Source organism: Streptomyces sp. NPDC058086 (genome assembly GCF_042885015.1).
Lineage (GTDB): Bacteria > Actinomycetota > Actinomycetes > Streptomycetales > Streptomycetaceae > Streptomyces.
This window is the reverse complement of sequence record NZ_JBHVST010000073.1, coordinates 25,944-50,695: the sequence shown is the minus strand read 5'-3', so window position 1 is coordinate 50,695 and position 24,752 is coordinate 25,944. Positions and strand designations below refer to the sequence as shown.

At 68.0% G+C, this 24,752-nt stretch carries 20 protein-coding genes and 5 pseudogenes; 11 read left to right on the top strand and 14 right to left on the bottom strand.

Annotated elements, in window-relative coordinates:
- Window positions 1–349: 349 nt before the first annotated feature.
- A complete protein-coding gene (locus ACFVWD_RS39625; protein ID WP_389602831.1) occupies window positions 350–1,054 on the top strand; it encodes a TetR/AcrR family transcriptional regulator in 705 nt (234 codons plus the stop codon).
- A 138-nt stretch (window positions 1,055–1,192) separates the two neighbouring features.
- Here the strand turns inward: ACFVWD_RS39625 and ACFVWD_RS39620 are convergent, their stop codons facing one another.
- A complete protein-coding gene (locus ACFVWD_RS39620) occupies window positions 1,193–1,597 on the bottom strand; it encodes an SsgA family sporulation/cell division regulator (RefSeq protein ID WP_389602830.1) in 405 nt (134 codons plus the stop codon).
- Between the two features lie 301 nt (window positions 1,598–1,898).
- A complete protein-coding gene (locus tag ACFVWD_RS39615; RefSeq protein WP_389602829.1) occupies window positions 1,899–2,291 on the bottom strand; it encodes a hypothetical protein in 393 nt (130 codons plus the stop codon).
- A 611-nt stretch (window positions 2,292–2,902) separates the two neighbouring features.
- Here ACFVWD_RS39615 and ACFVWD_RS39610 point away from each other — a divergent pair.
- Window positions 2,903–3,211: pseudogene (locus tag ACFVWD_RS39610) on the top strand (kinase); the annotation flags it as partial.
- A gap of 16 nt (window positions 3,212–3,227) precedes the next feature.
- On the opposite strand, the gene ACFVWD_RS39605 reads toward ACFVWD_RS39610, so the two are convergent.
- From ACFVWD_RS39605 to ACFVWD_RS39595, 3 genes and pseudogenes are all read right to left on the bottom strand, one after another.
- Window positions 3,228–4,271, bottom strand: coding sequence for a hypothetical protein (locus ACFVWD_RS39605; RefSeq protein ID WP_389602839.1), 1,044 nt, complete (start codon window positions 4,269–4,271; stop codon window positions 3,228–3,230).
- Window positions 4,272–4,727: 456 nt separating this feature from the next.
- Window positions 4,728–5,075 (bottom strand): annotated as a pseudogene (locus tag ACFVWD_RS39600) (SigE family RNA polymerase sigma factor); the annotation flags it as partial.
- A gap of 70 nt (window positions 5,076–5,145) precedes the next feature.
- Window positions 5,146–5,856: pseudogene (locus ACFVWD_RS39595) on the bottom strand (ISAs1 family transposase); the annotation flags it as partial.
- Between ACFVWD_RS39595 and ACFVWD_RS39590 the strand changes: the two are divergent.
- A complete protein-coding gene (locus ACFVWD_RS39590; RefSeq protein WP_389602828.1) occupies window positions 5,855–6,418 on the top strand; it encodes a dihydrofolate reductase family protein in 564 nt (187 codons plus the stop codon). The pseudogene ACFVWD_RS39595 and the gene ACFVWD_RS39590 sit on opposite strands and share 2 nt — an antisense overlap.
- Window positions 6,419–6,579: 161 nt before the next feature.
- Window positions 6,580–6,930 carry a hypothetical protein gene (locus tag ACFVWD_RS39585; RefSeq protein ID WP_389602827.1) on the top strand — a complete coding sequence of 117 codons (351 nt, stop codon included), beginning with the start codon at window positions 6,580–6,582 and terminating at the stop codon, window positions 6,928–6,930.
- Between the two features lie 150 nt (window positions 6,931–7,080).
- Here ACFVWD_RS39585 and ACFVWD_RS39580 read toward each other — a convergent pair whose 3' ends face one another.
- Together ACFVWD_RS39580 and ACFVWD_RS39575 are read right to left on the bottom strand one after the other, a co-directional pair.
- Window positions 7,081–7,872, bottom strand: a complete 792-nt coding sequence (locus ACFVWD_RS39580) for a class I SAM-dependent methyltransferase (protein ID WP_389602826.1) — start codon at window positions 7,870–7,872, stop codon at window positions 7,081–7,083.
- Between the two features lie 14 nt (window positions 7,873–7,886).
- Entirely contained in the window at window positions 7,887–9,455 is a 1,569-nt protein-coding gene (locus ACFVWD_RS39575; protein ID WP_389602825.1) for a DHA2 family efflux MFS transporter permease subunit, read from the bottom strand.
- 81 nt (window positions 9,456–9,536) lie between these two features.
- Between ACFVWD_RS39575 and ACFVWD_RS39570 the strand changes: the two genes are divergently transcribed.
- Window positions 9,537–10,205 carry a winged helix-turn-helix transcriptional regulator gene (locus ACFVWD_RS39570; protein ID WP_389602824.1) on the top strand — a complete coding sequence of 223 codons (669 nt, stop codon included), beginning with the start codon at window positions 9,537–9,539 and terminating at the stop codon, window positions 10,203–10,205.
- Window positions 10,206–10,601: 396 nt separating this feature from the next.
- On the opposite strand, the gene ACFVWD_RS39565 is transcribed toward ACFVWD_RS39570, so the two are convergent.
- Entirely contained in the window at window positions 10,602–11,012 is a 411-nt protein-coding gene (locus ACFVWD_RS39565) for a hypothetical protein (protein ID WP_389602823.1), read from the bottom strand.
- A gap of 113 nt (window positions 11,013–11,125) precedes the next feature.
- Here ACFVWD_RS39565 and ACFVWD_RS39560 point away from each other — a divergent pair, with 113 nt between their 5' ends.
- Together ACFVWD_RS39560 and ACFVWD_RS39555 are read left to right on the top strand one after the other, a co-directional pair.
- Window positions 11,126–11,668 carry a hypothetical protein gene (locus ACFVWD_RS39560; protein WP_389602822.1) on the top strand — a complete coding sequence of 181 codons (543 nt, stop codon included), beginning with the start codon at window positions 11,126–11,128 and terminating at the stop codon, window positions 11,666–11,668.
- 67 nt (window positions 11,669–11,735) lie between these two features.
- A complete protein-coding gene (locus ACFVWD_RS39555; protein WP_389602821.1) occupies window positions 11,736–12,443 on the top strand; it encodes a hypothetical protein in 708 nt (235 codons plus the stop codon).
- 250 nt (window positions 12,444–12,693) lie between these two features.
- On the opposite strand, the gene ACFVWD_RS39550 is transcribed toward ACFVWD_RS39555, so the two are convergent.
- Window positions 12,694–12,930 carry a hypothetical protein gene (locus ACFVWD_RS39550; RefSeq protein ID WP_389602820.1) on the bottom strand — a complete coding sequence of 79 codons (237 nt, stop codon included), beginning with the start codon at window positions 12,928–12,930 and terminating at the stop codon, window positions 12,694–12,696.
- An 830-nt stretch (window positions 12,931–13,760) separates the two neighbouring features.
- On the opposite strand from ACFVWD_RS39550, the gene ACFVWD_RS39545 reads away from it, so the two are divergent.
- The 3 genes from ACFVWD_RS39545 to ACFVWD_RS39535 are packed head-to-tail and all read left to right on the top strand — an operon-like array spanning window position 13,761 to window position 17,445.
- A complete protein-coding gene (locus ACFVWD_RS39545; RefSeq protein ID WP_389602838.1) occupies window positions 13,761–16,280 on the top strand; it encodes a type II toxin-antitoxin system prevent-host-death family antitoxin in 2,520 nt (839 codons plus the stop codon).
- Window positions 16,280–16,852 (top strand): hypothetical protein, encoded by a 573-nt coding sequence (locus ACFVWD_RS39540; protein WP_389602819.1) that lies wholly within the window; start codon window positions 16,280–16,282, stop codon window positions 16,850–16,852. The genes ACFVWD_RS39545 and ACFVWD_RS39540 overlap by 1 nt, the downstream gene beginning before the upstream one ends.
- Window positions 16,853–16,911: 59 nt before the next feature.
- Window positions 16,912–17,445, top strand: a complete 534-nt coding sequence (locus ACFVWD_RS39535) for a hypothetical protein (RefSeq protein ID WP_389602818.1) — start codon at window positions 16,912–16,914, stop codon at window positions 17,443–17,445.
- Here the strand turns inward: ACFVWD_RS39535 and ACFVWD_RS39530 are convergent.
- Both ACFVWD_RS39530 and ACFVWD_RS39525 read right to left on the bottom strand, forming a co-directional pair.
- Window positions 17,376–18,323, bottom strand: coding sequence for a GNAT family N-acetyltransferase (locus tag ACFVWD_RS39530; protein WP_389602817.1), 948 nt, complete (start codon window positions 18,321–18,323; stop codon window positions 17,376–17,378). The genes ACFVWD_RS39535 and ACFVWD_RS39530 overlap by 70 nt on opposite strands.
- Before the next feature lie 45 nt (window positions 18,324–18,368).
- Window positions 18,369–19,279, bottom strand: a pseudogene (locus ACFVWD_RS39525) (NADP-dependent oxidoreductase).
- Window positions 19,280–19,770: 491 nt separating this feature from the next.
- On the opposite strand from ACFVWD_RS39525, the gene ACFVWD_RS39520 reads away from it, so the two are divergent.
- The gene (locus ACFVWD_RS39520; protein WP_389602816.1) at window positions 19,771–21,030 is read left to right on the top strand and encodes an MFS transporter; all 1,260 of its coding nucleotides are present in this window, start codon (window positions 19,771–19,773) and stop codon (window positions 21,028–21,030) included.
- Between the two features lie 356 nt (window positions 21,031–21,386).
- Here the strand turns inward: ACFVWD_RS39520 and ACFVWD_RS39515 are convergent.
- The 3 genes and pseudogenes from ACFVWD_RS39515 to ACFVWD_RS39505 form a co-directional block, all read right to left on the bottom strand.
- Window positions 21,387–22,804 (bottom strand): annotated as a pseudogene (locus tag ACFVWD_RS39515) (PLP-dependent aminotransferase family protein).
- Window positions 22,805–22,812: 8 nt separating this feature from the next.
- Complete coding sequence (locus ACFVWD_RS39510) at window positions 22,813–23,196, bottom strand: MmcQ/YjbR family DNA-binding protein (protein ID WP_389602815.1); 384 nt, start codon at window positions 23,194–23,196, stop codon at window positions 22,813–22,815.
- An 837-nt stretch (window positions 23,197–24,033) separates the two neighbouring features.
- Window positions 24,034–24,705 carry a TetR/AcrR family transcriptional regulator gene (locus ACFVWD_RS39505; protein ID WP_355315354.1) on the bottom strand — a complete coding sequence of 224 codons (672 nt, stop codon included), beginning with the start codon at window positions 24,703–24,705 and terminating at the stop codon, window positions 24,034–24,036.
- Window positions 24,706–24,752: the final 47 nt, after the last annotated feature.

Genomic DNA, 24,752 nt, shown 5'->3' with positions numbered 1-24,752 from the left:
GCCGACGGCAGCCACCGGGCGGGACGGCCCGGATCGGTAGTGGAGCGGCGACCCCAGGGAGAGGGAAGGCGGCGAGACGGACGAAGGCTGCGCACACCGACAGTGCGGCCTCGACCACCAGCAGTTCGTGGACAAGGCGTTCCGTGACAGCTGCCGGCGGACGCTTTCACTGGTCGGCCGGTGCCGGACGGAGAACCCGGCGGGCCATCACCCAGCTGGTCCTGGCGGTCTGAGCCGGAGTCTCGTCGTCTTCGGCGCGCCGTGCGTGCGTGCTTCTGGCCACGTTCCGTCCGTACCGTGAGCACGATCACAATCTAATTTGAGGGGTCCCTCATGTTAGTCTGGATGTATGAGTCACCAGCACGTCCTGTCCGCGCCTCAGGCGCCGGCCAAACCGCTGCGCCGCGATGCGCAGCGCAACAGGGACGCGATCGTGGCCGCTGCCCGCAAGGCTTTCGCCGAGCAGGGGCTGGACGCTTCCCTGGAGGGTGTTGCCCGCGAGGCGGGCGTCGCGATCGGCACGGTCTACCGGCACTTCCCCCGCCGGCTCGACCTGGTCGAAGAGCTCTTCACCGCGAAGTTCACGGATCTGCTGGCCGCATCCGAAGAGGCCGCGGCCATGGAGGACGCCTGGGAGGGGTTCTGCTCCTACCTGGAAAAGCTCTGTGAACTGCAGGCCTGTGACCGCGCCTTCAACGACCTGGTCTCGGCCCGCCTGCCCGTCCACGCGCTCGGCAGGGGAATGTTCGAGCGCACGAAGGAACTGCTCGCTCAGATCTTCCGCAACGCCCAGGAGCAGGGCGTCCTGCGTGACGATGTCACTCCGGAGGACGTCGTCTTCGTGATCTGGTCCCAAGTGGGGATCATCCAGGCCACCCGTGCCGTCGCCCCCAACGCCTGGCGCCGCCACCTCCACCTGCTGCTCGACGCCTTCCGCACCGAGGGCGCCCACGAGCTGCCCGAACCCCCGCTGACCCACCAGCAGGTCGACCAGACCCTCACCACTCTCGAGTGCCCCGAGGAGGAGTGCCGCGAGTGCCGCGAGAAGGCATGAGCCGCGGCTGACGATGTCGGGCAACCGGGCATAAGACGTCGGGTGCACGGCACACAGCGGGACATGCGGCGGGCCCGGTGCCGCGGTCGGCATCCGGGCCCTCAGTCCCACGGGGGAGTCACCATCCAGGGGAGGCGTTCAGCTTCCCGCCAGCAGCTGTGCCAGTTCGGCGTCCAGGTCGAACCGGCTGGATTCGGTCCCCGGCGGCACTGCGGACCACGTTTCGCGCAGGAAGGATTCCACGCCCTGCGCGGGGAACTCGAGCAGGGCCGATCCTGCAGGCGAACTGAGAACCATGCGCACCACATCGCGTCCCGAGTCATTGGTCGGCCACATGTGCACGTCTGCGTGCCCGGTGTGCTCGCTCAGAGCCTGAGCCAACATGTCGCGACTGAGGAGCCACTCGACTGTTCCGCTCTGGTCCAGGGTGTGGAAGAGGGCACGCACGGCATAGGGATCATCCGCCTCGTACCCCAGTTCTGCACGTATCGATACCGACAGGTCGTGCGACAAGACGAGCCGCACGGGCAGCTCGTGTGCCACGGTTCTGACCGATCTCACTGTCCCTCACTTTCACGTGTTCCCGCTCGCCCGGCACTGCGATGGCTCCCCGTGTGCTTCGAGACGCGGGGCGCGGCGGTAGCGCCAGCGCGACCAATAGCGCCGGAGGGCGGGAGCAGCACACACGGCTCCCGCGTGTTGTTCCCGTTCGGCCGGGGGGCGATTTCACCGGCTCGCGCTCGATGTCGGCTCGGCGGGCGGTCGGTTTGACGAGTCGCAACGGCACAGCCCAAAGCCGCGTCGTTGCGGCCGGTCAAACCGACCGTGCCGGCCTGCGGCCGCATCAGCGCTGGTCCGCGTACCACGCGACCTGGTCCAGGTACCAGCGCTCGGCGCTGACGCGGTGCCACGTCGTTGCCTCGTCCCAGCGGTACCCGTCCCAGACGTACACGTGGTTACCGTTCCAGCGCTCTTGCCCGTAGTGGCCCTGTCGGTCGTCGTTCGTGTACCAGCCGCGGGGTGCGCCCCAGCTGTCGTCCTGTGCCTCGTGGTGAGCGCTCTGGTATCCGTCCGCGCGGTTGCCGCTGGTGGTGAAGGCGGTGCTCGCGGACTGTGTGTGCTCCCCGGGCGCCGAGGCCGTCGCCGCTGACGCCGTGCTGCTGACTCCGAGAAGGGCTCCGCCTGCCAGCGCCGTAGAAGCGACAGCGGTCGAGACGCGCTTGATCCACTTGTTCATGGTTATCTCCTTGTGATGTGCCGCGACTCCGTTGACCGGGCGGCCGTCCTGTCCGTGATCCGGGGAATCCGGATCGGCCGGGTGCTGAACTGCGAGGATCATTCGGAGGGGACCCTCATGTTCGGCGTTGCCCCAGCGTACTCGAGGGGGCCCTCATGTTTGCGGTGAGGCTCATCACAGCACGTCGGAGTGGTCGACTGGCACGAATGACGTGACGGCGGCCGAGGCGGCGGGCGCCGGTTCTGACCTGCAGGAACGGGCACCCGGGACCCCGGGGCGCCGACGCCGGGATCAGGCGCCGCCTGCGCCGCGACCTGCGCATAGGGGATGTCGTCCGACATCACCGCCCGGCTCTCCCGCGGCCGACGCGCCACCTCTGGGTGCGAACTCCATGTGGCAGGCGGCAGCGGAGACCGCTTGGTGGCACGGCTTCAGGACGACTTCGCCGCGCGGGACGTTCTGGCTGAGCACGCCACGCACACTACGTATATGAGACGGCGGTGCGTCCGGCCCGGAAGAGCCCGGCGCGCCGCTGGCGTGAGGTGTGACGGTCCGGCTTCAACGAAACGCCCCAGGCGGTGTCACTGGCCGTCGGTAGCGTGGCCGCCGTGATGGTGGGCAGCGAAGAAACCCGGCTCGTGATCCTGCGCGGCACCAGCGCCTCGGGAAAGTCGTCCGTCGCGGCCGACCTGCGCGAGAAGTTCGGCTGCGGCCCGGCCCTGGTCGGCCAGGACAACCTTCGCCGCATCGTGCTGCGCGAGCGGGACCGGTCAGGAGCCGCGAATATCGGCTTGATTGGGCTCACGGCCCGCTACGCCCTGGATGCCGGGTACCACGTCGTCGTCGAAGGCATCCACTACGCCGACCGCTACGGCGACATGCTCGCCCAGCACTTGCGCAGCCTCCACCCGATGCCCTCGGCCTCAAGCTTGCGACCTACCGGGCCGTCACCATCAAGTAGCCGATCTTCTTCACGCGGCCGTGGTGGGCGACAACCGTCACGGGGTAGCGGCCCGGCTTGATGTCGGTACGGACGGTGGCCGTGTTGAAGTAGCGGGGGTCATCGCCGTCGGCGCTCTTGCTGGAGTCGCGGTTGAGGTGGAGTACGTGGGTGAACGCGGGTGAGGTGGCGGTCAGCCGTGTGTCCTCGCCTGCATCCGGTTCCTTGTCGTGCCATACGACCGAGACCCGCCCTCCGGGGCGGACCTTGAAGTCGTGTCCGTGACCGCTGTCGGGACCGCCGGTGTGTGGGTCGTAGAAGTCGGGGCCGTACGCTTTGCCGAGGTAGTCGGGTTCGCCTGGACGGGACGCTCGGACCGTCAGGCCCCTTGCGGTGATGGCGTGGCCGTGCGGACCGTACAGCTCGAAGGTGTATGGGCCATCCGCAAGGTCGGGTTTGAGCTCCGGCTGGGCGGAAAAGGCCCGAGGGTTGTAGAAGTCGTATGTGGTGTCGTGGACGAGACGCACGGGCCTGGGCAGAGCTGCGGACCGTACGGTGAAATCGGTGCCCCGCTCACCTGGGTACAGGTCGTCGAAGTGCAGCGACACCGACTCCCCGGGGCGGGTCACCCTCGACGACGCCAGCACGGTGAACGACGGGCGCTCGGAGCGCACGACCTGAACCTTGTCGCGGGCCACGGTGTGGCCTGCGACGGTGACCGACAGCGGGTACCAGCCGGGCCTGTCCGTCATCGCGAGGGTCGCCACGGTCCAGTAGACCCCGTCCTGCCATCGCATCCGTGCGGGTGCAGCGAACGCGCGCGAGTCGGCGGTCACCCCGTCGCGTCCCTGGGTGCGGCTGATGCCGTCGATTCGTATGTCGACCAGTTCCCCAGGGCGGGCGTCGAGCTGGCCGTTCAGGATCAGCACGGGCTTGCGGTGCGTGGCGGTAGACGTGCTCGCGGCGTTGTCCGGGGTCTTGTCCGCCCTGGTCGCGGACACGCCCGGACTCTGCCTCGCTCCGGGTGTACACGCCGACATGGCGCACCCGCACAGCGCGAGACCAGCCGCCGTGACGCCCATGAGCCTGGGCCAGTTCATCCTCGCCCCCCAGCCTTTGTCGTACTAAAAGACGGTGGAATGGCGCTGTTGGTTGTCGGCGGACAGGTCCAGGTTGGTGGGTGGGGCAGGCCGGCCAGGGGACGGCGAGGGGATCGGCGCCTCGGGTGTCTTCACGCGCGCGATGACGGGGCCACGCGCGACGTCTGGCAGACAAGCTGCCCGGCCGAACTCCTCTGCCGCGTCGGCGACCTCAAGCGCTGGGCCCGCGACCGGTCCTGCGCCGCCTCCCGCTCCACCGGCCTGGAGTGAACGGACCGCTGTGCGGGTGGCATGACTACCCCCGTGTCCGTGTGCAGAGGCGATGCGATGCGTCCGGCGCAGGGATCGTGGCTGGTGGCCGGTGGGCGGGTTCGCAGTGCCGGCTGTTGTTGAAGGCGAGTCGGGGTCACGGTGCTGCAGCTCCTGGCAGAGCTGGGCGAGCGCCCGGTGCAGTGTGCTCTTGACGGTTCCGGGCGCTATGCCGAGGGCGACGGCCGTCTCTTCCGTGGACATCTGCTCCCAGTATCGAAGCACGACGACGCTGCGCTGCTTGGGTGCCAGCTCCTTCAGGCCGTCCATCAGCATCGCGCGGTTGGCGTGTTGCTCGGTGGAGTCTTCAACCGACGAGTCTGGGAGACGCTCGGTGAGTACTGCCTTCAGCTTGCCGGACCGCCACCACTCCGTGCGCGTGTTGATCACCACGCGCCGTAAGTAGGCGTCCGCGAGTTGTTTGTTCGTGATGCCGACCGTGCTTGCGCAGGCCGGCGGCCATGTTGCCGCAGCCGGTGAGGTGGAGGGCGCCGATGGCCAGGTCACGCAGTGCCGCCATGGCCCGGGGCGCGGTCCCGGTCCGCACGCGCGAGGCGTCCCGGGCGAAGGCGGTGTCGCGCACGTGATGGATCTTGTTCTCGATGCCCCAGTGTTCGCGCACGCGGTGCGCGATCTCGGGAGCATCAGCCTGCTGCGCCGTCAGGTCCGTGACGGCGCAGACGCGTTCCAAGGTGACCTTGCCGGTGGTGACCGTCCGGCGGCGGCGCACGATCTGCACGGCCTGAGCGGTGTGGGGGAAGGCGAGGCCGCAGGCGACCGTGGCGGTCTTGACGCGGCGGATCTCGTCGCGGCCGTGTGTGGTGGCGCGGGTCTTGCCCAGCAGCGGAACGTCCCGCCAGGGCAACTGCTTCATTTGCTGGTGCAGCAGCGGCTGGTTCCGTTTGATCACGGCGATGTAGTGAGCTTTCTTCTCCACCAGGAAGCGGGCGTGGGCTGTCTCGGAGTGCAGGGCGTCGTAGGTGACCACGGTGTCGGCCAGGTCGAGTTCGGCGAGCATCGGCCGGAAGACGGTGATCTCGTTGGTCTTGGAACCGACCTCGCGTTGGGCGGTGACCAGGCCGGTTCGGGTCATCACAGCGAGGAGGTGGACCTGGGTGCCGTCGGGGCGGCGGGCACCGCGGATCACGCACCGATGAGTTTCCCGCGCCGCGCCGGTCTGTACGCGTGAGACCGACTCACGGAAGGCTGGCGCCATGCGGAAACTGATCTACGGCATGAACCTGACCCTGGACGGCTACATCGCCGCGCCCGGCGACGACATCGGCTGGAGCGTGCCGAGCGACGAGTTGTTCCAGTTTTGGTCCGACCAGTTGCAGGCGACCGACCTGTCGCTGTACGGGCGCAAGCTGTGGCAGACGATGAGCTCCTACTGGCCGACCGGCGACCAGCAGCCGGGCGCCACCCCGGCGGAGATCGAGTTCGCGCGCCGCTGGAGGGACATGTCGAAGGTGGTGTTCTCCTCGACGATCGACAAGGTCGACTGGAACACCCGCCTGGTCACCGGCGACGCGGTCGCCGAGATCACCCGGCTCAAGGCCGAGGACGGCGGCCCGATGGACATCGGCGGCGCGACGCTCGCCGGGGCGGCCATGCGGGCCGGGCTGATTGACGAGTACGTGCTGGCCACCGCGCCGGTCCTGGTGGGTGGCGGCACGCCGTTCTTCACCGCGCTGGACAACTGGGTGAACCTGAACCTGGTGGAGACGCGGACGTTTCCCGGCGGCGTGATCCTGACCAGGTACGAGACGAGGCGCTGAGCGCCCGTCCGGGAGTCACGGGCCATATGCTCCGCGGGTGACACCCCCTGGGTGACCCGGACTACCGCCCGAGCCACCCAAACGAGTGAAGCCCCTGAACTGCAAGTCTCATGGCCACTTCATAAGTGCAGCCGATATGAAGCGGAGAATAAGTCGCGCGGTTGGCTGAGGTGTTGGAGGCCGCGGAGATCGAGCTCGACCGGCGGGTGATCGCGCGGGAGGAACTGGTCGAGGCCCTGGCAGTCTCTGCGGCGGAGTCCACTGCCGTGACCACGACAGAGGCAAAGGAGGAAGCGGCACTGTCGCTCGCGCCGGTGCCGGGCTCGACAGTGCCGCCCTGGCGGGAAGAGCTGCCGGTGACGGCTCTGGCGCCGGACTATCAGCGGTCCACGGGTCACGGGCCGCTTCGGGCCAAGGAGATCGCGGTGGAGCTGGGCCTTGGGGCGACGCCGGCGAAGGTCGAGGGGTTGCGGTCGAAAGCCCGGCGCCTGGCGGAGCGCGGGTGGCTGTAGGTTCGCATTTCGCGTGTCCCTTTCTCATTGACGGTGGCCTTTGTCCGGCCCAAAGGACACGGCGCTGAGACGAACTTCTATCTGATCGTTCGCCCGTAGTAGTGCTAAAGCCTGTTCCAGCTCCCCGCCCACGGGCAGCTGGAAGAGGCTTTAGCGGGCGTCCTTGGTGAAACAGCCGCGCCAGACTTCAAGGGAGCCGTTGGCGAGCGCGGTGGTGTAGTTGATGACGCGGGTGTAGCCGTCGTCGAGGAGCATCGGTAGTGCGGGTCCTGCGGGCAGGCCGTTCGCGAAGGTCTTGGCGATCCATTCCTGGACCCATGTCGACTCGTTCGTCCATTCGGTGGTGGCGAAGCCCGCCCCCTCGACGCAGGCGAGCAGTGTCTCGGCGGACACGACGAAGCTGTCGGTGCCGTCGAGTGACCAGGGCATGGGCCAGGGCAGGGCGGCCTGGTGTGGTTGGCAGACTTCCCAGACGGCCAGTCGCGCGCCGGGGGCGAGGCGTTCGGCGATGTGACGGAACCAGGTGATCTTGTCCCGCACGTTCATCTGGACGTGCATGGTGAGCGCGGCATCGAAGGCAGGATCGGGCTGGAGGCTGGCGATGTCCCCCGCGTGGAACTGGACGATGTCGCTCAGTCCGGCCCTTGCGGTGAGGTCGCGTGCGGCGTCTGCGTAGGCCGGGGTGATGTCGAGGCCGACGACGTGGTTGCCGGTGCGGCGGGCGATCTGGCGTGCGGGTCCGCCGAATCCGGAGCCGACATCCAGGACGACATCACCGTGTGCAAGGGCGAGGGTGGGGATGAGCCGTTCGACTGCGTCGGCGCCGCCGATGTGGAACTGGTCGAGGTTGTCCAGGGCTCCGTCGGCTGAGGCATCGAGATCGCGATGGTCGCTCAGGAGTCGGTCGATGGTCTGGTTGACGGCGGTTTCTCCGTAGGTCATGGCACCGGGTCCTTTCAGTCGCTGGTGATGTCGGCCAACTGGGCTGGCTGGTACGCCGGTTCGGGTTGTTGCGGAGGGTGAGCGGGCAGGAAGAGGGCGGCGAGCAGCGCACCAGCGACCGCGACGACTCCGGCCACGACGCATCCGACACTGAGACCGTGGTCGAAGGCGCCGGTCGCGGCCTGACGTACGTCGTCGGCCAGGGCGGGCCGGCCCTGGGCGGCGAGTTGGCCGGCGACGCCGAACGCCGCCCCGACGGACTGATGGGCGAGATCCGTCAGCGCGTGGGGCAGTGCCGCGGGAAGGGTGGCGTCGAGTCGAGTGCCGTAGAGCGAGGCGTACACGCTGCCGATGACCGCGACGCCGAGGGTTCCGCCGAGAAGGCGGGTCGAGTCATTGACGGCGGACCCCACGCCGGCCTGATCGGCTGCGACCGCTCCCATGATGGACTCGGTCGCGGGCGCGGAGGTCAGGCCCATGCCCAGGCCGTAGACGACCATCTGGACGGCGATGATCCCGTAGCTGAGGGTCGGGGATATGTCGCCGGCGACCCAGAAGTAGAAGATCGCCTGCAGGGCCAGCCCGGCCATGACGATCGCCTTGGTGCCGACACGGACCGCCAGCCGCGTCCCGAGGGTCGATCCGACGGCGACGGAGACCGCGACCGGTAGCAGATGGACGCCGGTGGACAGGGGGCTGTACGTCCGGACGAACTGGAAGAACTGCGTCATCAGGAAGATGAACCCGAAGAGAGTGAAGAACGCGATCGTGACCGCGGCGCTGGCGGCACTGAAGCGCATGTCCTTGAACAGCCGTACGTCGAGCATCGGTTGGCCGGTGCGGCGCTCGCCGGCGATGAACCCGATCAGCAGGAGCGCGGCGCCGGCGAACCCGGCGAGCGACGCCGCCGATGCCCAGCCACGGTTCGGGGCCTCGATGATGGTGTAGACGAGGAGCCCCATGAATCCGCCGGACAGGACGAGGCCCAGGAAGTCCAGGCGGTGCGGGACGGGATTCCGAGCCCTGGGGACGAACAGCGCGACCAGGGCGATGACGGCCAGTGACACCGGGCCGAGAGTGTAGAAGATGCTCGACCAGCTGTAGTGCTCCAGCAGGAAGCCGCCCGCGATCGGCCCCAGCGCGATGGCCATACCGGCCGTCGCACCCCACAGACCGATGGACAACGCCCGCTCTCTACGGCTGGTGAAGACGCCGGTGAGCAGGGAGAGCGTGGCCGGGAACGTCATTGCGGCCCCCAGACCCATCACGGCCCGGGCCGCGATCAGCTCCGCCGGGGAGGTGGCGTACCCGCCGACGAAGCTGGCCACGCCGAACACCACCAGACCGGCCATGAGCATGCCCTTGCGGCCGAAGCGGTCGGACAGGCTTCCCGAGGTCAGCAGCAGGGCGGCGAATACGAGGTTGTAGGCGTCCACGACCCACTGCAACTGCGCGGTGGAGGCGCCCAGTTCACGCGTCAGCGTCGGTAGCGCCACGTTGACCAGAGTGGTGTCCAGGTTGATCACGAACGAGGCCGTCAGCAATGCGACGAGCACGAGCGGTTTCGACGGTGCACGAGTCATGGTTGAAGATTAGGCGCGACTGGTAGATTTTTTCAACCACTAGATTTGGAAACTAAACCACGTGCGAGTTACGCTGGGTGCATGCGGAGCTATGGCCAGTACTGTTCGATCGCCCGTGCTCTCGATGTCGTGGGGGACCGCTGGACGCTGCTGATCGTCCGGGAGCTGCTATTGCAAGGCCCGTGTCGGTTCACGGATCTGAAGAAGGGGCTGCCGGGTGTTGCGACGAACCTGCTGTCGACCCGCCTCAAGGAGCTCGAGGAAGCCGGACTGATCACTCGCGAGGACGCGCCACCACCGGTCGCCACGGTCCTCTACACCCTGAGCGAGGACGGGCTGGCGCTGGAGCCGGTGTTGAAGTCACTCGGGCTGTGGGGGCTGCGGTTCATGACCGCCGAGCGGCCGGACGACGCGTTCCAGGCGCAGTGGCTGGCCTACGCCCCGACGTGGTTCACCACCGATGCGGATCCTGACGGTCCACCTGCGATCATCCAAGTCGTCGCGTCCGGTGAGTCGGCTGTTATCGAGCTACGGGGCGGCGAGATTCACACGCGGCTCGGCCGTGCCGCCGACCCGGACCTCGTCCTGGACGGACCACCCCGTGCCGTCCTCGGGCTACTCACCGGCGTGATCAATCTCGAACTCGCCAGCCAACTCGGCTTGTCCGTCCGCGGCCGACGCGACCTGCTCACCCGTTTTCACCCAGTCGCGCAGGACCGAACGCGCACTCAAGACGAGCACCGCCAATGAGCAGCGACGCCGACCTGTCGGCCATGATCGCGCACGTCGATGTCCGGATCCGACGCCACATCCCGCGACACACAGGCGTATTGCACCTGCCTGAGTCGTAGGCCACGGCTGCGGTCACCCTGCACGTCGACGCGTGCGCCTCGTCGACGTGACCGTGGGCAGCTGGGCCGATCCATCACTTGGGACCGCCTCGCCGCACTCCCGATCGCTCACGGATGAGCGCCGGCCCAGCGACATGGCATACGCGGCGGTAGCGGACCTCAAGGGACAAGATCGTGAGACAGGAGTGCCATGTCCCTCAAATGAGACGATAGGGAAAACCCAGGTCCGCCTCGACGGAACGGGACATTCCAAATGTGAACCTACAGTGGCTCCTCTTGGAGGCGTCGGGGGCATTCAGCGCCGGACGGCGGCCCGTGACCGTGCCAGACGCCGGCTCATCCGCGTGACCATCGACCACCGGTTCATGGCCTCGCTGGTGGCGGGCAGGGTCTCGTAGTCCCGGGCCAGACGGCGGGAGTCGGCGACCCGTCGGTCGCGCCGTGAGCGTTTGGCCGGGCGGCCCTTCTCCGCGGCAGGACCGTCGTGGGCCCGCCGCAGCAAGGCGGCGGCAGCATCGGCGACCTCCTCCTCGGTCCCGCCCGGGACCTGCTCGCGTGCGTGGTCCCAGGCCAGCTCTCCAAAACCGGTACGCTGCGCAGCAGTGGCCGGCGCACCGGCCCAAGCCCGCTTCCTGGCCCATGACCGGGGTGCACCACGGCGAAGGTGCCCGCGGACCCCGCGCACGAGGGTCCGGTCTGTGAGCATCAGTGTGAGGCGTACGTCTTCCGGCGGCCACAGGGCCGTTGAGCCTTCCGCATGCTGCTCTTCGTCACGCGCATCGGGTCATGGGGCCGGGGCGCGGGAAATGCGAGAGCTGTATGACCAAGAGCCACGGCCGTAAGAGCCGGGCGAGAGACAGGAGCTGCCGTTCCGGCGTCGCCTACGCGGCCGCCAACGCGGGAAGCCTTCACGTGCACGCCAGCGGCCCGTCGGCCACGGACCTCCAGCCTGACCCCGGCCGGTGGGGAGTCGAGACCGTGCCGGACCTGCGGACCGCGGCCGCGCTGATCGGCGCCAGCATTGAGCGATGCGCGCCGTGCCGGCAGTCCCTCACGGCGAAGCTCCTCGAGGAGGACCCGATCGTGCTCGCGGTGACCGCGGGCGCCGCCTGCCGCCTGCACGCGTACCCGAAGAAGAAGGCCCTGTCGCCGGGCCCGCCCAGGCGTTCTCGTTCCTCGTTGAGTACGCCCGCGCTCACGGTGGCGATGCCCGACTGCTGCTCGCGGGAGTCGAGCGGATGCCCGCAGCGGACCGTGCGGCGCTCCTGGGCGACGCGCTGGACCGCTTCCGTGCCCCCGCTCGCGCATATGGGGGCGGGGGTGCGGCGGCCATCGCCGTCTCGTCGGATGAGCGCGGCGTGATCCGTACAGGACCGCTCCTCACGAGCTGCCCGCGCCTCTTCAGCCCAGCAAGGAGAACCGGATCTGTATGAGCGAGAACACCGAAGACGTCATCCGGCACGCGGAAAGTGCAGCCCGGTTCCTCGCCGAGTTCGTCACCGTCCTCCAGTACCGGGGGAGGAAGATCGAACATCCTGCGGAGGCCTCCTTCATCGACAGTCATCTCGCCCGCGCCGCGGGCGAGATGACGACAGCCCTCATCCTGCTCAGGACCTTCGTGGAGGGCCTCCGGGAGCAGGACCGTCTGATGACCGACTACCGGGGTGAGCCGCTTGGCGAGGTGCTGCAGCGCTACACCGACTCATCCCTCGCGGCGGAGCAACTCGCAGACGCGCTCGGCAAGGCCCGCCCCGTCACCGAGCACTCGGCGTATGAGGAGGTGCCGGGCGGCGAGCAGGGGCCGGCGGCCGCGGTCCGCTCCCTTGCCGAGCTCGTCACCGGCCTCAAGTACCGGGGGATCAAGTACCCGGTGGAGGCCTACCGCATCTACAGTTTCCTCACCCGCGTGGCGGGGGAGATGAGGACAGCTCTGACCTTGCTCGGGACCTCCGTGGAAGGCCTTCGGGACAAGGAACTCCTGCGGGACGAGACGCTCGACGAAGCGATCCAGCGGTACACCGACGTGTCCGTCACGGCTGGGGAACTCGCGGGGGTGCTGGGCAGGGCGTACTCCGCCGTCGGGTACCTCGCATACAAGGAGGCGTCCAGCGAGCAGGAGCCGGCAGTGCGCGGCTGAGTCTGCCTGTTCGGCGGGTGTGCGTGCTCTGGGGACGCGGTGAGTCAGGGCCGGGGCCGGTTGGTGGCTCCGGCCTTGGTCATGTTGTTGTGACGCTGAGTGGTAGTTGGAGAGTGTCCCGTCGCAAATGACCTGGTCCCAGGGACCAGCTAGGTTCGCCCGCTGGCCGCGGGATGCTGTCGATTCAGCCGGGATACAGGTTTGGAGTGCTGGGTCCCACCATCCTGAGGGAACTGCTTTCCCTCACGGCTCACTTCTCGAGGATGCCAGCCTTCGACCCGTTCCACTGGATGACGACCCTGCCGGCGTCCAGGGCGAATACGTCTCCTGAGTTCAGGGACCTGGCTGTGGTCAGAGGAGCCGCGGTGTAGGCCGCGACCGGCTGCCCGGACTCATCCACGATGGTGAGGCTCGCGGGGAGTGCCGGCCCTCCGTTCGGCGTGATGACGAGCCGTCCGTCCACGTAAGTGAGAGCGAGGGTGGCCACTGTCGGTTCTTTGGGCGCTGTTGCCTCGGCAGTGGGAGTCAGCCCGAGGCTTGCCATCAACTCGGGTGACATCTGCGTTTTGGCTGGGCCCGTTGAGTTGGGCGTGGTCTCGGGCAGGGCGTCTCCTCACTGGCCGGCTCGCTGCCGACGTGCGCGAATCATCTCATGACAGAAAGTAGCAACGTCGTGACTCTTGGTGTCGGGATCGATGAGAGGTCATGCCCAGGGCGCCCACGTCGCGTTGCCACCTCGAGAAGTTCCAGGCGACATCGTCAGCATGCAACCTGCGGGCTTGAGGGAGGCTGGTCAACCTGTATGACGTCGCTCCGGAGCTCCGCCATGTTCACCGGGAACGAATGAAGCGGCCCCGAAGGGCCAGATCGTCGGAGACCCAGAGCGAATCGGACCAGATCACTTGAGACGGGGACCAGACCTGGAGACGGGACAGCGAGCCTCCGTGCCGGGACCACTGGTTGGCTGCTCGCGTTGATTCACAGTTGGCGGACCCATTGCACGGCAGTTGGCGAGCTGGGGATCCGGAACGGCTGCCGCAAGCCGTGAAGTCGCAGATCAAGTGATTGTCCGGTGCAGGCTCGCCAGCCATCTCTCAAAGCTGCCAACTACCGATCAAAGTCACAGTTGTCCGGCCGCGCGAGGCTGCCGCCCGTGAACACCCAAGCCGTCAATCCACACCGAAAAACTCACAAGTGAGTGAGATGGCCTTACTTAGTGTGTGACTTTGACTCATTCAATGAGTGACTCGTGATATTCTGAAGGGGAGTTGAGTGCCGGGAGGGTGAGTGAGTCAGTCACCACAGGCAGAGCACGCGATGAACGCGAGCGACGCCCGCAGGGACCTGTACGCCTTGGTCAAGCGCGCTGAGGACGACGGGGTCACGACGCTGATCCACAAGCGGGAGGACCGTGCTCTGCTCGCCTCGCTCGACCGGTTCCCGGCAGCGCGGAAAGCCGACGCCTTCCCCTCCTGGGTGCTGAGCGCGGCGCAGAAGGAATTCGGTGACCTGATCTCGCGGGCGGCTCAAGGCCAACCGCAGGTGCTCCGCAGGAACACCACGCCCGTCGCAGTGCTGCTCCCGGTCGATACCGACGCAAGTGCCCTCTCGTCCGACCCGGCCGCGCCCTCCAGCGTGGCGCCCGCAGGAGGTGCGGTGAACAGCCAAGGACAGCAGGACCGGGAAAGCGCGCCGCGCAGGCTCGCGACACTGGGCGACGCCATCGGTTCCGTGCTCACCGCCGACCCCGCCAGCGGCCCGACATTCGGGCTGCCCGGTCTCGACGCCGCGACCGGCGGTCTGCAGCCGGGCCGGCTGACCCTGGTGGCGGCCCGCCCGGACGTCGGCGGAAGCCTCCTGGGGCTGGCCGCAGCCCGCACAACCGCGCTCGTCGACCACCGCACGGTCCTGTACGCGGCGTCCGGACCGAACCGGGACGACGTCTTCCGCCGCATCCTGTCCGCGGAGACCGGGGGCGACTACCCGCGTCTGAAGCAGGGACGCCTCACCGAGTACGAGCAGGACGTTGCCCGTCAACTGGTGCAGGCCGGCGACGTCCTGCTCATCGATGACGGCAGCAGCCTGACCGCCGAGGACATCGCGGAGACCGCTCCCCACATGGAAGGCCTGGCCCTCGTGGTCGTGGACCGCCTCCAGGCCGCCCACAGTGCTCGCCTGCCGCTGTCCGGGGACCGGCTCCCCGACGCCTCCCAGATCCTCTCCACCCTCGCACGCACCCTGCACGTGCCGGTACTCGCCGTCGTCGACAGTGACGACCCCACGCTGCTCGGACTCCTGGACGCCGATGTCCTGCTGACGCTCACCGCGACCACGGACCCCGGCAGGGTCCAAGTCACGGTGGCGGAACGTGACTTCGGCGTGATCGGCTCCGCGTACCTGCGCCCCGACCTGTTGCATGCCCGCTTCGGCGACGCAGAGGCCGTGCCCGTTGCCGGGACCGGCAGCGAAGACTGGAGGCTGCACACCACGCCGGAGGAGCGGGAGCTGGCCGACGCCGCGCTGCCCTACACTTCCGGCGCCCAGAAGGGACTGCCGTCCGCTCTCACGCACCTGCTGGCCGCGCTGCGCACCGCGCTGGCAGCCGGTGAACAGGAGGCGATCGACGAGCTCGCGGCGTCCCTGGCGCAGGCTGCTGCCGCGCCGCCGCAGATGCCGGACACCGCCGAGGGCCGTCGTCTCGCGGCCGCCTTGCACGCCTACAACGCGCCCGCACCCGCACCGACGGACGCCGCCGCGCGCCCTGCTGCCCCGGAACCCGCCCGGCCTGCCGCCGGCGGTGGCGCCGTCGCGGACGCGGACGACGAAGACGCGGCGCGGGACGACGATGACGGCCTGGTCCCGGGCGACGAGGAGGACGAGCCGGAGACTGCGGTGTTCCCGGCGTTGAGGATCCTCAAGGACTCCGTGACGCGTTCGAAGATGCACCCGGTCCCGGTCATCCGCCTTGAGGACCGGGAGGACGGCCCCTGGCCGTTGATCAGTGAGGACATGGACGGCGAGCCCCGCTGGGTCCACCCCGATGTCACCAGCACCCGCGTTGCCCACACCCGGGACAACGGCAAGCGGGTGCGCCGCGACCAGTTCGACGTGCCCGCGTCCTTCGGGGACGGCGTGCTGTGCCTGATCGACCGCAACGGCTCCTTCCCCTCCGCCTGCTCGGCCGTCCCCCTCGCCCCGAACAAGCTCCTGCACACCGGGCCCCTAGACGCGTTCGACAAGACCAAGGCCGGGATCTACCAGATCGACATTCCGGACTGGGACTACCCGGGCATGCCGCACCCGCTGGGGCGGCTCATCGACCGGCCCGACGACGACGGCCGCGTGTGGGTGACCACCCCGCACATCAAGCAGCTGGAGCGCCTGCACCGCGAGGGACACCTCACCGCTCCCGTGACCATCCACGACTCGTGGACGGGGAAGGCGAACGAGTCGCTGTTCAAGCCGTTCTACGCCGCGGCCCGCGAGGCCCGCACCGAGCTCATCCAGGCTGGGGGCGAACCGTACAAGAACTACAAGACCCGCCTGTCGATCGCACTGCGCCTGCTGTGGCCCAAGCGCCCTTCACAGCGGTCCCCGTTCTGGCGGCCGGACTGGCGCATGAGCATGGTCGCCGAGGCCTCCGTCCGGCACTGGCTCAACGCCTTCAAGGCCGTCCAGGAAGGCCACACCCTCGTTGCGCTGCGCAACGTCGACGCCGCGATCTTCTGGACCCCCGACGAGACCCCGCCCGGCACGTACCGGCTCGGGACCGGCTTCGGTCAGGTGAAGGCCAAGTTCATCCAGCCCGGCGAGTTCATCCCCGAAGGTGACGACTGATGGCTGGCCCCACAGGCCGCGGCAGCTCTCTCGGCGCCGCGCTCAACGACCTTCTGCGCGCCCAGGTCACGCCCCGCCACCGGCTGTCCTCCTACAGCGCCAAGCACTGGCACGCCCAGCTCAGCCAGCTCACCGGGACCAGACGCGGCTATGAGGCCCTGGAGAGCGCCGGCCTCGACGTCAAACCGGACACCCTGTTCAAGTGGCTGTCGGATCCCGAGTACAACGTCCGCCGCAGCTACCGCGACCTCATCCACACCGCGTACGAGAACGTCGCCATCGTCCCCGCCGACCCCATCCCTGACCTGGTCAAGGACGGCCAGTTCGAGATCAGCGGCCTCGTCAAAACCGGCGCCGACGAACGCGAACGCGGCAACCGCCGCGCCGCGCCCCTGCGGATCGACGGAAGCCGCGGCGACTGGAGCGACATCGAAGCGCTCTGGCTGGCCGGCGACCTGCGCGACGACGACTTCGAGGACCGCTTCATCGAGGACGTCATCGTCGCCGACATCGGCGAAGGCACCGACGGATGGGAATTCTCTGGCAGCAGCTACTCCGTTGAACTCAGGTAACACACCCGAGTGGGCGGTCGCCGAGCCGGGTGGTCCGGGCATGAGGGTGGAGGTTGCTGATGAGTTCGTGGGACAGCGGCCTGGCGTACCAGGCGGTGCTGCGGGCGTTCGTGGACGGGGATCGGCTCGATCAGGCGGGAGGGCCCCTCGACGTCCGTGCGGTGGTGGCGGGCATTCGTACGGAGGTCAAGGACGGGTTGCTGCTTGAGGAGGTGCCCTGGGACCGCTTCCCCGAGGGCGTCAGCGTTCGGGAGAACATGGAGCGGCTGCGCTCGGGCGACGCCGTCCGCGGTTCCCTCGGCATGCTCATCGTCCTGTGCGCCAACGACATGAGGGCCGCAGTGGCGCCGACGGTGCCCTTCCTGATCCGGATCGGTACCGACCCGGAGGCCGACCACCGCGCCGAGGCGCTGGCGGTGACAGCCGAAGTGGCGCGCATGCAGCACCAGGGTGTGTGCACGCGTGCGGCCGGGTCCATGCACGCTGGACGGGTCGAACCGCGTACGGATGCCGGGCGGCTATGTCAGGTCGTTCTCGAACGCAGCGGTCTGTTGCTGGTCGTCCGCCCCGCCTGCGGGTCTGTGCTGGGGTAGGCGCCGGAACCCGGATGGACCTTGTCGATGAGATCGCGGTATTGCGGGTTGCGGGCGATGAACTCACCCACGACCGGGCAGATGACGGTGATCTTCTTTCCGGTTGGGCGAATCTCGTCCAACACGCGCGCGATGAGCTCTGTGGCGACCCGGTGGTGGCGGTAGGCGGGGTCGACCCAGGTCGTCAACAGCACGACGCGGCCGCCAACGAACCGGTACGAGAGTTCCGCGATCGCTTCGGCTCCGATAGCCGCGAACCATCGGCTGCGCTCCGTGTCATTGATGACATCAAGCTCCCAGCTCGACTCCACCTCGCCGAGACCTGTCTTGTCCAATGCGGCGATGAGCGTCGCGTTGTTCTCTTCCCGGGCAGCTGCCTCGGCCTCGACGCTCGTCGTCACTGTCATACCTTCTCCCCGGGGAAGCCTGAAGGGCTGGTCTAGGACCGGTGTGACTCTCTTGGCTCCCGGGTGCTCGGGGTCGATGAGGTCGGCGTACGCCGGGTTGCGCTCGATGAAGGTGCGCACGATCGGGCACGTGATGGTGACCGTCTTTCCTTGCGCGCGCACTTCGTCCAGGACGCGTCGGATCAGCTCGGTGGCGATCCCCTGGTTGCGGAACTCGGGGAACACTGAGGTGGCCAGCAGCACGAGTCGGTTCTCGCCGGCGGCCTTGTAGGTCAGTCCTGCCACCTCTGTGTCCCCGGCCTTGGCCTCGTAGACACCGGTCTTCTCGTCGTTGACGACGTCGAACGCGGGAGCAGGGGGATTATCGCTGGCATCGTCGATGACGACGGCCTGATCCTGAGCGGGGGGGCCTGGGTCTGCCCTCTCGACGTCGCCGACGGTCGAGCGGTTCGGCTCGGTTGGGCTGGTCATGCGGGGTGGTCCTTTGCTGGTTGTGTCCGGGCATGTGCGGTGGCCTCATGGGCGAACGATGGTCTTGCCTTTGACCCGCTCGGCCGGGTTGAAAGAGGAAACGGCGTCGTCGAGAGTGACGACCTGGCCAATGTTCGTGCGCAGACGTCCGTCCCGGACTCGCTGGACGATCTCAGCCAGCTGTGCGCGGTCGGCTTCGACGACGAAGTCGACCGCCAGGCCGTCCCTAGGCTGCGTCTCGGTCGGGCCGGCGATGGTCACCAGCATCCCGCCTGCTCGCACCAGCCCCGCCGACCGCTTCCCGATATCGCCACCGATCACGTCGAAGACCAGGTCGACGCCGCCGACGTCTTCCAGTGCGTCGTTGCCGAGGTCGACGAACTCCTGCGCCCCGAATTCCATCGCGGCCTGCCGGTCGGCGGCGCGTCCGGTTCCGATGACGTAGGCGCCGGCCTGGCGGGCGAGCTGCGTCACCATCGAGCCGACGCCGCCGGCTGCGCCGTGCACGAGAACGCTCTGCCCCTCTTGGAAGCGGCCGTGCACGAACAGTCCCTGCCAGGCCGTCAGGCCAGAGATCGGCAGACTCGCACCCACCGTGAAGTCGACATCGCCCGGCAGCGGCGCGAGGTTACGTGCCTCGATGGCCATGTACTGCGCGAGAGTGCCGTCACGCGTCCAGTCCGCCAGTCCGAACACCCGCTGTCCGACCGACAGCCCCCTCGTGCCATAGCCGAGAGCGCTGACCACCCCGGCCACCTCATGGCCGGGGATCGATGGCGTCCGGTCACGGCCGAGACGATCGACCCAGGTCGAGGGCCACTCCAGCTCACCTGGGGTGAAACCCGACGCGTGAACCTCAACGAGCCGTCGTTGCCCGCGGCCTTTGGCTCCGGACGCTCGGTCAGCGTCATCCCGGCCGTTCCTGCTGCCTGATCCGTCACCACAATCGCCTTCACGAGACGCCTCCCTGTCTCCGGTTCCCTGCCTGCGCGGCACGGTCCGTCCAACCAGAGCCGGCCAATCCAACGGGCTGCTGCGATCTCGGCTCGGCCCTCGAGTCACTACCTTCACCCTAACCCCAAAGTGGACGTCAGAGTCCAAAGATGGGAGGGCGGAAGCACTACGGGGTGATGGCAGGTAGTCCCGCGTACAGACGCACCCGATCACCGTTTACTCAGTCCAAAGGCCACATTAATCGAGCCTGGCGCGGAAGCGCTGGCGAGCGCAGGGCAAGGGGCGTGTTTGTCGGAGCGTGACGCGTGCCTCAGTCTGGACTAAACAGTCCCGATACTGCATGATCGACGGGCCAGGCGAACCTACGGGGCGAACCACAGCCGTGACGCGAAGACGGAGCTCGCAGGAGCCAGCAGTCGCGGGGCCGGCTGTCACCGCCCACGACAGAAGCCGGTGCGCTGCCTGATTCAGAACGAGAAAAGGACACTGCTCGATGCACAATGTGGCCCCAGCGCCGAATCAGGATCGTCAGGGCAGAACATTCCGGCTTGCATTCCTGTCCGCGGTGCTCTCCCTGGCGGCCGCGTTTGCCGCGGTGGGCTCGACGATCCCCCTGTTCAACGTCTACCGGGCCCAGGACGGGTTCACCAACGCGGGCATCTCGATGACAGTCGTCGCCTACTCCGCCGCCACCATCAGCACGCTGCTGGTACTGGGACGGCTGTCCAACCATGTGGGCCGGCGGCCCACGGCCCTCGCCAGCCTCGGCCTGCTCGTGCTGGGCTGCGTGGTGCTGTTGAACGTGCACCACATAGGCGTCCTGATCGCCGGCCGGCTCCTGATGGGTCTGGGTGCCGGGTTGGCCAGCAGCAGCCTCACCGCGTACATCGTTGACACCGCACCCGCAAAGCCGGCCTGGCTGGCCTCCGTCGCGTCCAGCCAGACAGTCATGCTCGGCCTTGCCATAGGCGCCATCACCTCCGGTGCCCTGGTCCAGTTCGGCCCCTGGCCACGCGACCTCATCTACCTCATTTCCGTAGGCCTGCTCCTGCTGTCCACCGTGCTCATCGCCATCAGCCCGGACACCGTAGCCCCCGTCCCCGGCGCGTGGCGATCACTGAAGCCCACTGTCCGCGTACCGGTCCGGGTCAGGCATCTGCTCGCCGTCACGGCTGCAGTCCTCTTGTCCACCTGGGCTACCGGGGCGTTCTACCAAGCCTTCGTGCCCGCGCTGGTCGAAGACCAGCTTCGCACGCACAGTTCACTCGTCCTGGGCCTGGTGTTCGCCGCTTACATGGCCCCCAGTGCCCTGGGCGCTCCCCTCAGTGGCCGATTCGCACCGGCGGGAGCTCAACGCATCGGCATGGCGGCCTTCTTCGCCGGCTGGATCGGCATCATCACAGCGATCGCCACCGGTGCACTTCCATTGTTCATCGCCGCAACTATCGTCGCCGGGGCCGGTCAGGGCATCGCCATCAGTGGCACCACCCGCAGCCTGCTGTCTGGCAGCAGCCTGGCAGACCGGGCACCGATCTTCGCCGTGGTGTATCTCCTCAGCTACAGCGGCGCGACCATTCCCAGCCTCATCACCGGCCAACTGGCCAACGCGTTTTCGCTGCCGAAGATCGCGCTCGGCTACGGCGCTTTTGCCCTCGTCGCCACCCTGTTCACCGTCATCGCGGCACGCAATCCGCACACCGACACGACCAGTCAGCACGATGAGTGCTCACGGCAAATCTCGCCGTCACCCTGACGGCACTTGACGCCGAACAAGGCCGCCGCCAGTACTCGTCCACGCCTGCCTGTCGCCCCGCGGATCGCACGTGCTGCTTCATCGGCCCGAACGGGCCTCGGCGAGGATCACATCCCCATCCGTGGCTCGGTCCGGAGTGGAATCAGCGGGCGGACAGGCTCTCGATATACCTGCCCGGTCGCGAGCTGGTCGATCGGCGCCTCGGGAGGAAGCGCGTGACTGTCTCGAAGCCTGCGCAACACGCCGGCCAGCCCAATCTGTGAGTGCATTCCTGACGGCGCACCCCAGGCAGCTGTGACGTGAGACGTCGCACCTAGAAAGAGACGCGTTCGAGTGCCCGGCCACTTCGGGGCGCGTCAGGAAAGGATCCGCATGAGCGCGGAGAGTGCCTGAGGCCACACAGCGTCGGAGGGCCCCCGTATCCCACGACGAGGGCATCGGCCATGACGTGCAGGGACCGTGCATGGCGGTATCGAGACAGGCCAGCCACTTTGAGTCCCTGCCGGGTCGCCGACTGAAGGACGCGCTGCTCGGTCCCGGGTGGCAGACTGAGCACGGTATGCAGGCCAGCCGCTGTCCCTGTGACGCGCACCTTCGGGGCGTGCTGGGCCAGGGCTGTGACCAGAGAGTCCCGCCGATCGCGGTAGCGCCGACGGGCAGCACGTACGTGACGGCTGTAAGCGCCGGAGGTGATGAATTCCGCCATGGCCAGCTGGCTCAATACCTCGGACGAGTCGGTCTGTCCCTTGGCCGCCACAGCTTCCTCAGCGAGCGTGGGAGGCAGCGCCATCCAGGCCAGCCGCAGGCCAGGAGCAAGGGTCTGGCTGGCGGTACCCAGATAGACCACGCAGTCTGGAGCGAGTCCCTGGAGCGCTCCGACAGACTGGTGGTCGAACCGGAACTCACCGTCGTAGTCATCCTCCAGGACCAGCCCGCCTGTCCGTCTGGCCCAGTCCACGACTGCCGTCCGGCGATCGCGCTGCAGTGTCGTGCCCACAGGGAATTGGTGAGCCGGCGTGAGCAGGACCGTATCGGTGCCGTCAGGCGGGACCGGGTAGGTCCCGTGAGTATCCAGGGGAAGCGAGAGGGTCTCCAGCCCGGCAGCCGCCAGCAGGCCGCGGTGCCTGTCTGGGCCGTAGGACTCGACGGCGACATTCCTTGCCCCACGGCCGGCCAGGACTTTGCTCAGGATCTGCAGGCCGTGGGAGATGCCGGCGCAGATCAGTATGTGCTCCGGACTCGTGTATACGCCCCGGGCTCGTGCGAGATGGTCTGCGAGTGCGGCCCGTAGCTCCGGCCGGCCGCGGGGGTCACCGTAGCCGAACGCGTCGTCGGGAGCCGCGGCCAGGGCGCGGCGTGTGGCCCTCAGCCAGGCTGCACGAGGAAAAGCGGTGAGGTCGGGGTTGCCTGGGATCAGGTCGTAGCAAGGCTCACCGGGCGGCTGGGCGGACGAGCGGACCGAGACCGGTCGAGTGATCGTTCTGTCTGCCACGAGTGTGCCCGAGCCTCTGCGGGCGGTAAGCCATCCCTCGGCGACGAGGTCGCCATAGGCGTCAGCCACGGTGTTGCGGGCAAGCCCGAGGTCGGCGGCGAGTTGGCGGGAGGAGGGCAGCCGTGTGCCGGGTGCCAGGCGGCCGCTGCGGACAGCGTCGCGCATGGCTGCGGCCAGCGCGCGGCGCACACCCCGTCCAGCTCGAATCAGATCACTCTCAAAGGCCTGCCGTAGCCGCGCTGGACTGGTCGTACCGCGGGCGGCGAGGGGCTCGACGGGCATGGCGGAGGTCAGGCCAGGTGGCCGTAGGTGTGCGGATCCACAGGCTGCTCGGATTTGGGAAGTCCGCCGACCACGAGACGGTAGGAGTCGATCACGAGTTCCTTCACCAGCTTCTCGTCGACGGTGCCCCCGCCTTCCACCGTGATCCAGTGCCTCTTGTTCATGTGATAGCCGGGGGTGATGTCTGTGTGCCGTTCACGTAGGGCTGCGGCGTCGTCCGGATCAGCTTTCAGGATCACGACAGGGTGCCCCGGCATGTCGGTCATGAGCATGAAGACCTTGCCCCGCACCTTGTAGAGGTCCCAGTCGGGGCCGAAACGATGCTCCAGGTCGGCGCCGGGCAGTTCCACGGTGCAGTCGCCGGCGATCTTCTGCAGCTTTTGTCCGTCCATGGTGATCAACTCCTCTATCAATCGAGTGCCCCGGCCGACCGGCCAAGGCCCCAAGGTGGGTTCCGGCGACCGCCTGACGGCGCGGCGTTGGCGCTCTCGAGGTCCTGGGCGAGAAGGCCCGCCACGGATGCCAGGCCGTCGGCGCTGCGGGCCTTCCACGCTCTTGCCGTCACCTCCGTAAACCTGTTCAGGTCTAGAGCGTCCCGTTGGCTCTGCCGCGGGAGCCCCCGTCTATCAGGCTCACGGAACTGTTGCTCTGCTCCCTCAGTGCCTGCCTGGGGCGGTAGACGTACGGGCGAACGTAACCGGCGGCGGCCGGAGGGGCGTCGCCGCCGGGCATGTGCTCCGCCGGTTTCGAGGCGCTCACCGGTTTGCCTGGCCTGAGCAACAGCGCAGCCAGGACAGCGCGCTGCCCCGGCTGGTCGGCTCCGGCCTCGACCCCCTGTTTGCGTAGCCGGACGGGACCGACCATTGAGCACTGGACGTCCACGTGCATGGTGCTTACCGCCCTGGAGATCCTTGTGAGGCTTGACCGCTCAGCTGTCCGCAGGAGACCGCTCTCTCCAAACGTACCGCAAGTCGGCCATTTTTCAGGACCAAATAGTCCTCCCTTGCGAGAGGGCCTCCGCTTTTGACTTGAGGCTGGGCTACGCACAGGCGCAGAAGGGGCTACGCCGGGCACGGAATGTGAGGACGGACGCCTCCTTCTGCCGGCAAACCCCCGTCCGGCCCGGCTATGGATGTCGGGAGGCGGTGAAGGTCCGGTGCCGGAGACTGCGACGCGACCGCCTGCGGTGCGGCACCAGGATTTCTTGGTGCCGCTCTGCCGCAGACGGCTTAGTGCCCTGAAGGGCCTTCCGCCGGTGGACTGGTGTCCTCGGCAGGCACGGTATAGGCCTTGACGTGGCCGATCGCCATGTCCAGGGCGATCCTCATGGGTTTGACGTCCTGGGCTGTCTGCGCAAGGAGGTAGCCACCCTGAAGGGCGGCCATGAGGCCGGTGGCCAGCTCTTTGGCATCTGCGTCGGCCCTGAGGACTCCCGAGTCCTTCATTCGCTCGAGCCCGGCCTCGAGTAGTCCCTCCCAGCTGTCGAAGTGCCGGGCGAGCGCCTCGCGTGCCTCTTCGTCCTGATCGGCCAACTCGCTTGCAAGGGATCCGAGCGGGCAGCCGTACGCCCCGTTTCGGAGCGCGTTGTGTTCGATCAGCACGTCCCGCCAGCGCTCCAGCCCGCGGAGGGAGTTGAGCCGCTGAAGTAGCTGGTGCTGACGTTTGAGCAGTTCAGCAGCTTGCAAGGCGACAACGTCCCGCACCAGTGCATCCTTGTCGGGGTAATGGCGGTAGAGCTGGGATTTGCTCGTTCCGCTGGCCGCCCTGACCTCGTCGAGGGTCGTGGCAGACACGCCCCTGACGTACATCATGTCGGCGGCAGCCCTCAAAATGCGCTCCCGAGTCGCCCGCCCGCGCTCAGTCAGCCGGGAGTCGTTTCTGTCGCGCGCCTGTTCCGCCACATAGGCCAGATTACCGCTGCGTAGGCTAGCAGGATTGGAAAGGGACC

What these genes read in the sequence shown, in the direction of transcription:
- ACFVWD_RS39625 (WP_389602831.1), top strand. Translation starts at nt 350, where the DNA reads ATGAGTCACCAGCACGTCCTGTCCGCGCCTCAGGCGCCGGCCAAACCG.
- ACFVWD_RS39615 (WP_389602829.1), bottom strand. Translation starts at nt 2,291, where the DNA reads ATGAACAAGTGGATCAAGCGCGTCTCGACCGCTGTCGCTTCTACGGCG.
- ACFVWD_RS39605 (WP_389602839.1), bottom strand. Translation starts at nt 4,271, where the DNA reads ATGTCGGCGTGTACACCCGGAGCGAGGCAGAGTCCGGGCGTGTCCGCG.
- ACFVWD_RS39590 (WP_389602828.1), top strand. Translation starts at nt 5,855, where the DNA reads ATGCGGAAACTGATCTACGGCATGAACCTGACCCTGGACGGCTACATC.
- ACFVWD_RS39580 (WP_389602826.1), bottom strand. Translation starts at nt 7,872, where the DNA reads ATGACCTACGGAGAAACCGCCGTCAACCAGACCATCGACCGACTCCTG.
- ACFVWD_RS39575 (WP_389602825.1), bottom strand. Translation starts at nt 9,455, where the DNA reads ATGACTCGTGCACCGTCGAAACCGCTCGTGCTCGTCGCATTGCTGACG.
- ACFVWD_RS39570 (WP_389602824.1), top strand. Translation starts at nt 9,537, where the DNA reads ATGCGGAGCTATGGCCAGTACTGTTCGATCGCCCGTGCTCTCGATGTC.
- ACFVWD_RS39565 (WP_389602823.1), bottom strand. Translation starts at nt 11,012, where the DNA reads ATGCTCACAGACCGGACCCTCGTGCGCGGGGTCCGCGGGCACCTTCGC.
- ACFVWD_RS39560 (WP_389602822.1), top strand. Translation starts at nt 11,126, where the DNA reads ATGACCAAGAGCCACGGCCGTAAGAGCCGGGCGAGAGACAGGAGCTGC.
- ACFVWD_RS39555 (WP_389602821.1), top strand. Translation starts at nt 11,736, where the DNA reads ATGAGCGAGAACACCGAAGACGTCATCCGGCACGCGGAAAGTGCAGCC.
- ACFVWD_RS39545 (WP_389602838.1), top strand. Translation starts at nt 13,761, where the DNA reads ATGAACGCGAGCGACGCCCGCAGGGACCTGTACGCCTTGGTCAAGCGC.
- ACFVWD_RS39540 (WP_389602819.1), top strand. Translation starts at nt 16,280, where the DNA reads ATGGCTGGCCCCACAGGCCGCGGCAGCTCTCTCGGCGCCGCGCTCAAC.
- ACFVWD_RS39535 (WP_389602818.1), top strand. Translation starts at nt 16,912, where the DNA reads ATGAGTTCGTGGGACAGCGGCCTGGCGTACCAGGCGGTGCTGCGGGCG.
- ACFVWD_RS39530 (WP_389602817.1), bottom strand. Translation starts at nt 18,323, where the DNA reads ATGACCAGCCCAACCGAGCCGAACCGCTCGACCGTCGGCGACGTCGAG.
- ACFVWD_RS39520 (WP_389602816.1), top strand. Translation starts at nt 19,771, where the DNA reads ATGCACAATGTGGCCCCAGCGCCGAATCAGGATCGTCAGGGCAGAACA.
- ACFVWD_RS39510 (WP_389602815.1), bottom strand. Translation starts at nt 23,196, where the DNA reads ATGGACGGACAAAAGCTGCAGAAGATCGCCGGCGACTGCACCGTGGAA.